This window comes from Streptomyces sp. NPDC029014, from assembly GCF_055564695.1.
This window is the reverse complement of record NZ_JBVHVT010000013.1, coordinates 66773-73640: the sequence shown is the minus strand read 5'-3', so window position 1 is coordinate 73640 and position 6868 is coordinate 66773. Positions and strand designations below refer to the sequence as shown.

Sequence of the window (6868 nt, the reverse complement as noted above, 5' to 3'; positions counted from 1 at the left end):
TGCTTCTCCCCTCCCCATCCCTCCCCCCCCCCCCTTCCCCCCCCCCCCCTCCCCCCCCCCCCCTCCCCCCCCCCCCCCCCCCCCCCCCCCCCCCCCCCCCCCCGGTGCTCCCGCGGCCCCGACCGCCCGGCGGCGGCCACGGGCTACGGGCAGCGGATGACCTGGCCCGCGTACGAGAGGTTCCCACCGAAGCCGAAGAGGAGCACCGGGGCGCCCGAGGGGATCTCCCCGCGCTCCACGAGCTTCGACAGCGCCATCGGGATGCTCGCCGCCGAGGTGTTGCCCGAGTCGACGACGTCACGGGCGACGACCGCGTTCACCGCGCCGAGCCGCTGGGCCAGCGGCTCGATGATCCGCAGGTTGGCCTGGTGCAGGACCACACCGGCCAGGTCCTCCGGCGTGAGCCCCGCCTTCTCGCACGTCTGGCGGGCCAGCGCCGGCAGCCGGCTCGTCGTCCACCGGTACACGGACTGCCCCTCCTGTGCGAAGACCGGCGGCGTGCCCTCGATCCGGACCGCGTGCCCCATCTCCGGCACCGAACCCCACAGCACCGGCCCGATCCCCGGCTCCTCACACGCCTCGACGACGGCCGCGCCCGCCCCGTCGCCCGTGAGGACGCACGTGGTGCGGTCGGTCCAGTCGGTGATCTCGGTCATCTTGTCCGCGCCGATGACCAGCGCGCGCCGCGCGGAGCCGGCCCGGATGGCGTGGTCGGCCGTGGCCAGGGCGTGGGTGAAGCCGGAGCAGACCACGTTGAGGTCCATGACGGCCGGACCGGCGCCCATGCCCAGCTTGGCGGCGACCCGGGCGGCCATGTTGGGGGAACGGTCGATGGCCGTGGACGTGGCCACCAGCACGAGGTCGATGTCGTCCGGGGCCAGGCCGGCGCTCGCGAGGGCCTTGCCCGCCGCGTGGTAGGCCAGCTCGTCCACCGGCTCGTCCGGACCCGCCATGTGGCGCGTGCGGATGCCGACCCGCGAGCGGATCCACTCGTCACTGGTGTCGACCATGGCCGCGAGGTCCTCGTTGGTGAGCACTCTCGCGGGCTGGTAGTGCCCCAGAGCCACCACGCGTGAACCGGTCATGGGCGGGAACCCCCCTCGTACGACTGCAGGACCATCCAGCCTGACCGGCTACCGATGGGTACGCGGGTGCGTGACCCGACAGGTTCCGCTTACGGAATTTGGAGATTCCGCGGCATCGCCCCGGTCCGGGACAATGGGGACCTCAGGTGCACGACGACGTGCACCGCGAGGAGAGAACGGGCGGTCTGATCACATGGGACGGGTCACCGAACGCCGTCGCGTCATACGGGTGCGGAACGGAACGGCCGGGGTACGCCCGGACACGCTGGTCGCGGAGGAGCCGCTGGAGGTGCGCCTCAACGGCAAGCCCCTCGCGATCACCATGCGCACCCCGGGCGACGACTTCGCGCTCGCCGTGGGCTTCCTGGTGAGCGAGGGCGTGCTCGGCTCCGCCGCGGACGTCCAGGCCGTGACCTACTGCGAGGGGGCCGCGGAGGACGGCTCGAACACGTACAACGTGGTGAACGTCCGGCTCGCGCCAGGGGTTCCGCTTCCCGACATCACCCTGGAACGGAACGTCTACACCACCTCCTCCTGCGGCCTGTGCGGCAAGGCCAGCCTGGACGCCGTCCGCACGGCGACCCGGTTCCCCCTCCCGCCGGCCGCCGGCGACGGCGTACGGATCCCCGCGGACCTGCTGGGCCGGCTGCCGGACCGGCTGCGGGCGGCGCAGAAGGTCTTCGACCGCACCGGAGGCCTGCACGCGGCCGGGCTGTTCTCCGCCGACGGCGAGCTCCTCGACCTCCGGGAGGACGTCGGCCGGCACAACGCCGTCGACAAGATCATCGGGCGGGCCCTCCAGGCCGGACGGCTGCCCCTCGCGGACGGCGTGCTGCTGGTGTCCGGCCGGGCCTCCTTCGAGCTCGTGCAGAAGGCCGTCATGGCCGGCATCCCGCTGCTGGCCGCCGTCTCGGCGCCGTCCTCGTTGGCCGTGGACCTGGCGCTGGAGTCGGGGCTGACGCTGGTGGGCTTCCTGCGCGGCGGCAACATGAACATCTACGCGGGCGAGGACCGCATCGACCTGGAGGCCCTGGGGGACCCGGCCGCCGCGCCGGAGCCCGCCCCCGTCCGCTAGCCGTCCGGCCCCCGTCCGCAACGGCCCCGGCCACAGCGCTAGCGGTCCCGGCCCCGTCAGCGGCCGCGGCGGCCGCCGCCCCGGCGGCCCGCGGCGCCGCCCTTCGCCTTCCGGCCCCCGCCCGCGGAAGCCGCCGGCGCCGGCGGGTCGATCCGGTGCAGGTCCAGCGTCGCCGGGAGCGGGGCGACACCCGGCCCGCCCGCGTCGGCCCACGCGATGACCTCGTCGGTGGCGGTGTCGTCCAGGGCCCAGCCGAACCACGCCGCGCGGGCGCCGCGCCGGCGGGCCTCGGTCGTCGGCTGCACCACGATCACGTTGGCCTGCGCGCACGGGCCGAGGCAGTCGCTCGTACGGACGGCCAGGCGGCCCCCGGAAGCGGCGGCGGCCTCGCGCAGCCGGGCCAGCTGCCCGGCGTGGTCGGTGCCGGGGTTCTTGCGGGGGTCGCCGCAGCAGCAGCCGCGGCAGACCACGAGGGTGCAGGGGCGTTCGGCATGGGCGGCGATCGGGCGTATCCAGGTCACCGCCGCACGTTACCGGGCGCGCGGCGCGGGGTGTTGGGGCCCGGGGGAGACCTCCGCCACACGCCCGGCGGGGAGTTCGGCCTCCGCCGGAACACCGGCGCCCGCCCCGGCGTCCCGGGCGCGCCGTCGGGCCAGCACCGCACACACCATCAGCTGCATCTGGTGAAAGAGCATCAGCGGCAGCACGGCCAGGCTCGCCTGCGCCCCGAACAGCACGCTGGCCATCGGGAGTCCGGCCGCCAGGCTCTTCTTCGACCCGGCGAACTGGATGGCGATCCGGTCCGCCCGCCCGAACCCGAGCCGCTTCGCCCCGTACCAGGTCACCAGCAGCATGACGGCCAGCAGGACCGCCTCCACCGCCAGCAGCCCGCCCAGCCGCACGGCGCTGACCCGGTGCCAGATGCCCGCGGCCATGCCCGCACTGAACGCGGTGTAGACGACGAGCAGGATCGAGCCGCGGTCGACGTACCCCAGGACCGCCTTGTGCCGGACCAGGAAGCCGCCGAGGCGCGGCCGCAGCACCTGCCCGAGCAGGAACGGCAGCAGGAGCTGGAGGGCGATCTTCAGCACGGAGCCGGAGGAGGACCCGCCGGTGCCGCCACCGAGCAGCCCGGCCGCGAGCAGTGGCGTGAGCGCGATCCCGGCGAGGCTGGAGAACGAGCCGGCGCAGATCGCGGCGGGCACGTTGCCGCGGGCGATCGAGGTGAAGGCGATGGAGGACTGGATGGTGGACGGCACCAGACAGAGGAAGAGCAGCCCGCTGTACAGCGGCGGCGTCAGCACGCCCGGAACCAGGGTGCGCGCGGCGAGGCCGAGGACCGGGAAGACCACGAAGGTACAGGTCAGCACGGTGAGGTGGAGCCGCCAGTGGCGCAACCCGTCCAGCGCCTCACGGGTGGACAGCCGGGCCCCGTAGAGGAAGAACAGCAGCGCCACGGCCGCGGTCGCGGCATCCTGGGCGACGGTGGCGCCCGCGCCGCGCGCCGGGAACAGGGCGGCGACGCCGACGGTGCCGAGCAGGGCCAGGACGTACGGGTCCAGGGGCAGCCACGAGGGCGGGGACGGGCGGCGCATGTACGGGGCTCACTTGCTGTCGGAGACGGATCGTCCTCATCGTCGGTCGGCGCCCGGTCATCGGGAAACCCGTACACCGCTCTGACTGCCATTGCGTTCCGTGATGACCGTGCCACCATGGGGCCATGTACGACCCGGTCCAGCTGCGCACGTTCCTCACGGTCGCCCAGACCCTGAGCTTCACCCAGGCCGCCGGGCGGCTCGGCGTCCGCCAGTCCACGGTCAGCCAGCACGTACGCCGGTTGGAGGAGGCGACGGGGCGCCCGCTCTTCCTCCGGGACACCCACAGCGTGGAGCTGACGGAGGACGGGGAGGCGCTCCTCGGCTTCGCCCGGACGATCCTGGAGGCCCACGAACGGGCGGCGGCCTATTTCACCGGCACCAGGCTGCGCGGGCGGCTGCGGTTCGGGGCGTCGGAGGACTTCGTGCTGACCCGGCTGCCGGAGATCCTCGAAGGCTTCCGCCACCAGCACCCGGAGGTCGACCTGGAGCTGTCGGTCGAGCTCTCCGGGACCCTGCACGAGCGGCTCGACGCGGGCCGGCTGGACCTCGTCCTCGCGAAGCGGCGCGGGCCGGGGGACGAGCGGGGCCGACTGGTGTGGCGGGACCGGATGGTGTGGATCGGGGCCGAGGGACTGCGGGTCGACCCTGACCGGCCGGTTCCGCTGATCGTCTTCCCGCCGCCGGGGATCACCCGGGCCCGCGCGCTGGAGGTCCTGGAACGGGCCGGGCGGGGGTGGCGGATCGCCTGTACGAGCGGCAGCCTGAGCGGCCTGATCGCCGCGGCCCGGGCCGGGCTGGGCGTGATGGCGCACACCCGGGGGCTGATCCCGCCGGGCCTGGTCCGGGTGCCGGGGTTGCCGGACCTGGGCTCGGTGGAGTTCGCCCTGCTGCGCGGGGAGCGGGTGTCGCCGCCGGCGGAGGCGCTGGCGGCGGCGGTCCTCTCCGGCGCGGACCGCCTGACCCGCGCCGGCTGACGCGCACCCCCGCCGGGACCCCCGCCCGTACGCCTGTCCGTACCCCCCGTCCGTACCCGGCCGCTCAGGTGCCGAGGACCACCAGCCCGTCGTGGGCCCGGAGGCTGCCCGGGGTGAGGGGGGCGAGGGTGCGGGGCAGCGCGAGGCGCGGCGGGCCCGTGCCGTCGGGGGCGGCGTCGAAGAGGTACGCCGCCTCCGACGCACTGTCGCTGACCAGGTGGGGCCCGGCCGCGCAGGCCGTGGACCGGGCCAGCGGAGTGCGGAACAGGCTGCGCAGGTGGCGCAGGGTCTCGGCGGTGACGGTGGTGACCGGAGGGCCCGCGGAGGCGGTCGGGGTGGCCGGGACGGCGTCCTGCCCGGGCCCGGGGGCCTCGGGCGGGGTGCCGTCGGGCCCGGCCCCTGCGGCCCGCCCGGGAGCCCCTGTCCCCGCGGGGGCCCCGGGCGTCGCCGCGGCAGCGGCCGCGACACCGGCCCCGGCGGACGCGTCGGCCGGAACCGCCGTGTCCACCGGGGCCGGGGCTTCGAGTGCGTCCGGCGGGATCGCGCCCGCCAGGAGCAGGGCCAGCAGGATCGGAACGGCCTTGCGGCGCAGTGCCTCGGTCGCCCCGGGCAGCCGGTGGGAGTGCACCGCGGGCAGGGACAGCGCGAGGCTGCCGACCGCACCGCCCGTGGCGATGGGGACGGCGGAGCACACCACGCCGGGCGAGTATTCGCGCAGGTCGAACACCGGCGCGCCCGGGGCCACCGCGTCCAGGGCGGAGAACAGCGCCCGGCTGTCGGTGATCGTCCGGGCCGTGAACCGGGCGGGCCGGTGCCGGGCGACGTGGTCGCGGCGCAGGTCGGGACCGAGCTGGGTCAGCAGGCACTTGCCGACCGCGCTGGCGTGCGCGGCGTCCCGGAAGTCCACCCACTGCCGCACGGGCGGGGTCCCGGGCCCGTCGGCCATCTGCGTGATCCGGACCTCGCCGTCGGCGTACCGGCTCAGGTACACGGCGGCCCCCGCGCTGTCCCGTGCGAGTGCCAGGGTCCGCTGGAGCTGTCCCACCAGCCCCCGGCCGCCGGGGGCGGCGAGCCGGTCGAGGGCGGGCCCGCGCGCGTACACGCCCGCGCCGGGCCGGTACGCGTACTCCTCCTCGCACAGCATGACCAGGAGCGGCCGGAGCTCTTCCTCGGCCAGCGCGGACTCCCGGGCCAGCTGACCGGCCCGCACCCCGAGCGGGTGCTTCTCCAGCACCCGTACGACGGCCAGCGCGCGGCGGGCCGCCGCGAGGGCCTCGCCGGAGCCGCCCGCCGGCACCCGGCCGCCGAGGCCCGCGGAGCGGCCGTTGCCGCCGCTTCCGTTCGCGCTCCCGTGGGCGGGCCGGTGCCGGCCGGACGCCCGGGGCGGCGGCCCGGCACCCGGCGACTCCGCGGCGGCGAGCGCCGCGTCCGGCCCCGTCCGCCTCCCCGGCCCCGTCCGCCTCCCCGGCCCCGGTGTGTTCCCCGCGCCCGAGGTGCCCCCCGCGCCCGAGGTGCCCCCCGCGCCCGAGGCGCCCCCCGCGCCCGAGGTGCCCCCCGGGTCCGGGTCCGGTTGCGCCCCGTCCGCCACCGCCGGCAGTGGTGGCCGGAACCCGGCGAGCACCGCCGGCAGCCCCGGCCTGGGCAGCGGCACGGCGCCCAGGTCGGGATCGTCGCGCTGGTCGACGTACCTGAGGACGGCGGCCTGCGCGCACAGCCGCACCTCCCGCAGGTCCCGGCGCCCGCCCGGGTGGTAGCCGCGCGCGCCGAGCTCGCGCGCCCAGACCCGGGCGTCGTGGTGTTCGCCGCGCCGGGAGTGGTCGAGGAACAGGCAGTAGGCGGCGGCTGCGGTCCGGGCGCGCCCGGAGCCGGCGGCGAACTGCCACCAGAACCTCGCCCCCTCGCGCAGCCCGGCCAGGTGCAGCAGACAGCCGAACACGAGCGCACCGGCCAGGTCGGTGTGCGCGCTGGCCAGGAACGCGGCGAGCTGCGCCTCGGCCCCCGGCGCGCACACCGCGGCGAGGCAGACGGCCTTCAGGTCCCGACGGGCCCGTTCGGAGTCGAGCGGGCTGTCCCGGGCGGGGTCGCTCCACAGGTACGCCCGCCTCCGGGCCGTGGCGGTGGTCGAGGCCGGGGCGC

The 6868-nt window shown here is 76.6% G+C and carries 5 protein-coding genes and 1 pseudogene; 2 read left to right on the top strand and 4 right to left on the bottom strand.

Annotation, left to right across the window (positions count from 1 at the left end; all coding sequences use genetic code 11):
• Positions 1-143 precede the first annotated feature (143 nt).
• Complete coding sequence (locus ACZ4VL_RS09740) at positions 144-1085, bottom strand: beta-ketoacyl-ACP synthase III (protein WP_404235161.1); 942 nt, start codon at positions 1083-1085, stop codon at positions 144-146.
• Between the two features lie 193 nt (positions 1086-1278).
• Between ACZ4VL_RS09740 and fdhD the strand changes: the two genes are divergently transcribed.
• The gene (fdhD, locus tag ACZ4VL_RS09735; protein ID WP_468197834.1) at positions 1279-2160 is read left to right on the top strand and encodes a formate dehydrogenase accessory sulfurtransferase FdhD; all 882 of its coding nucleotides are present in this window, start codon (positions 1279-1281) and stop codon (positions 2158-2160) included.
• Positions 2161-2216: 56 nt separating this feature from the next.
• Here fdhD and ACZ4VL_RS09730 read toward each other — a convergent pair whose 3' ends face one another.
• A complete protein-coding gene (locus tag ACZ4VL_RS09730; RefSeq protein ID WP_468197832.1) occupies positions 2217-2681 on the bottom strand; it encodes a (2Fe-2S) ferredoxin domain-containing protein in 465 nt (154 codons plus the stop codon).
• Positions 2682-2690: 9 nt separating this feature from the next.
• Complete coding sequence (locus ACZ4VL_RS09725) at positions 2691-3755, bottom strand: bile acid:sodium symporter family protein (RefSeq protein ID WP_468197830.1); 1065 nt, start codon at positions 3753-3755, stop codon at positions 2691-2693.
• Between the two features lie 125 nt (positions 3756-3880).
• Between ACZ4VL_RS09725 and ACZ4VL_RS09720 the strand changes: the two genes are divergently transcribed.
• Complete coding sequence (locus ACZ4VL_RS09720) at positions 3881-4732, top strand: LysR substrate-binding domain-containing protein (RefSeq protein WP_468197828.1); 852 nt, start codon at positions 3881-3883, stop codon at positions 4730-4732.
• Between the two features lie 550 nt (positions 4733-5282).
• Here the strand turns inward: ACZ4VL_RS09720 and ACZ4VL_RS09715 are convergent.
• A pseudogene (locus tag ACZ4VL_RS09715) lies at positions 5283-6029 on the bottom strand (IclR family transcriptional regulator domain-containing protein); the annotation flags it as partial.
• Between the last annotated feature and the right edge of the window lie 839 nt (positions 6030-6868).

What these genes read in the sequence shown, in the direction of transcription:
- ACZ4VL_RS09740 (WP_404235161.1), bottom strand. Translation starts at nt 1,085, where the DNA reads ATGACCGGTTCACGCGTGGTGGCTCTGGGGCACTACCAGCCCGCGAGA.
- fdhD (WP_468197834.1), top strand. Translation starts at nt 1,279, where the DNA reads ATGGGACGGGTCACCGAACGCCGTCGCGTCATACGGGTGCGGAACGGA.
- ACZ4VL_RS09725 (WP_468197830.1), bottom strand. Translation starts at nt 3,755, where the DNA reads ATGCGCCGCCCGTCCCCGCCCTCGTGGCTGCCCCTGGACCCGTACGTC.
- ACZ4VL_RS09720 (WP_468197828.1), top strand. Translation starts at nt 3,881, where the DNA reads ATGTACGACCCGGTCCAGCTGCGCACGTTCCTCACGGTCGCCCAGACC.